Origin of the sequence: Rhodopirellula sp. UBA1907 (assembly GCF_002337565.1) — a bacterium.
In the GTDB taxonomy this organism is placed as follows: domain Bacteria; phylum Planctomycetota; class Planctomycetia; order Pirellulales; family Pirellulaceae; genus Rhodopirellula; species Rhodopirellula europaea.
Genome location: NZ_DDGH01000096.1, coordinates 1 through 1,690, shown reverse-complemented (window position 1 = coordinate 1,690; position 1,690 = coordinate 1). Strand labels below are relative to the sequence as shown.

The 1,690-nt window shown below is 58.6% G+C and carries 1 protein-coding gene; it reads right to left on the bottom strand.

Going from position 1 to position 1,690, the window contains the following annotated elements; genetic code table 11:
* Positions 1-28: 28 nt before the first annotated feature.
* Positions 29-1,507, bottom strand: coding sequence for a sulfatase (locus B2R17_RS22895; RefSeq protein WP_286765835.1), 1,479 nt, complete (start codon positions 1,505-1,507; stop codon positions 29-31).
* Positions 1,508-1,690: the final 183 nt, after the last annotated feature.

The following is a 1,690-nucleotide window of genomic DNA, read 5'->3' as shown; positions in this document are numbered from 1 at the left end:
GGCTGGAAGCCTATGCCACTTTGTCTGCTCAGAACTGCTGTCGGTTGACCAAGCGTTCTTTCAAACGCTGTTGCAACTGCTGAACCAGTTCAGGGTTTTCGTCGGCGACGTTTTTGGTTTCGCCGGGGTCCGTTTCATGATCGTACAGCTCATGAAACCCCTTTGGATGCGAGATCAAACGATGCGTGGACGTGCGAATCGTCGTCGCCTTCGCATACGAAACCGCTTCGCCTTCGGATGATGCCGGGGCTTTCAACACGGGCACCAACGACTCGCCATCGACCTTTGGCGGCGACGGCAAATTCGTGAGCTCGCACAACGTTGGAAACACATCGATCGTTTCCACGATCGCGTCCGTTTGGCTGGCGTTGCTCATCGACGGATCGTGAATGATCAGCGGCGAGTGCAGCGATTCCTCGAACAAAGCGTGCTTGCCCCAAATCGCATGTTCGCCCAAGTGCCAGCCGTGATCTCCCCAAACGACCACCACCGTGGATTCTCGCAAGCCAAGCTCATCGAGTTGCTTCAACACCTCGCCTACGTTCGCATCCGCGTAGGACACGCACGCGGCGTAGTGCCGCCGGACGGCCTCTGCGAATTCGGCGTCATGGTTCGGATCCTTGCCCCAGCGGTTGTATCGCATGAACTCGCCGGATCGATGCCAAGTCGTTTGGCCGGATGGCTTGTTGGGATGCTCGATCATTGGCAACACGGTCTGCCGGTAAGGTTCCATGTGCTCGGCGGGAGCCCCAAAGGGCAGGTGCGGTCGAATGAACCCGACCGCCAAAAAGAACGGCTTGTCGGCGGCATCCTTGGCCAGCGTGGCAAGCTCATCCAGCGACGTTTCCAGAATCAAATCATCGGGGTACTTCGCCTCACCGCCTTCCGATTGAAACACATCCATTTGGCTGGCGTCTTTGCGGATCTCCCCATTGGCCAACCCATGCATGGCTCCGCGAGGGTGCTGCCACGGTCCAGTTGGCATCCGGTGCCGGTCCCAAGCACTCGGCATTTCAATCTCGTCCTCTTTGTTCCAATCCGCTCCGCCACGACCGCCGGGATGATGCGAGACCTTGCCGACGGAAACGCTGGTGTACCCATGATCGCGGAACCAACGCGGCATCGACGGGGTGACGGAACTCGGGTCCTTCGCCATCCGCTTGGCTCGCGAAAACAACGCGTGGTTTCCCGAGGGGCCATAGCAACCCGTCAGCATCGCAAATCGAGAGGCACCACAGGTCGGGGCCTGAACGAAATGTCGATTGAACTGAATGCCTTTGGCGGCGAGTGAATCAATGTTGGGCGACGAGATGTAGTCCGCTCCATAACAGCCCAACTCAGGTCGCAAGTCATCAACACAGATCAGCAACACGTTCTTGGGCTTCTCCGCGAAACCGTTGATCGAGGAAGCCGACAGGACGAGGGTCACGATCAAGCTTCGCAAGATCCAGACCAACGGGGAGTCAACTTGCTGAGACGAAAACGGCAGCTGGAGCAAGGCTCGCATCGCGAGAATCCTTCGTGGGGAGGGGTGGGCGTGGGGACGCCTACCATACTTCATCTCCATCACGATTTGTCGATTTGCCGTGGGGCCAATTTGTGGCGCATCATCGACGACGGCCCCTGCCGGGGCGGCCTGGTTTTCTTTGGGATGGTGGTCTCGAGGCTTCCGCCCCGAGCTATGAACGCG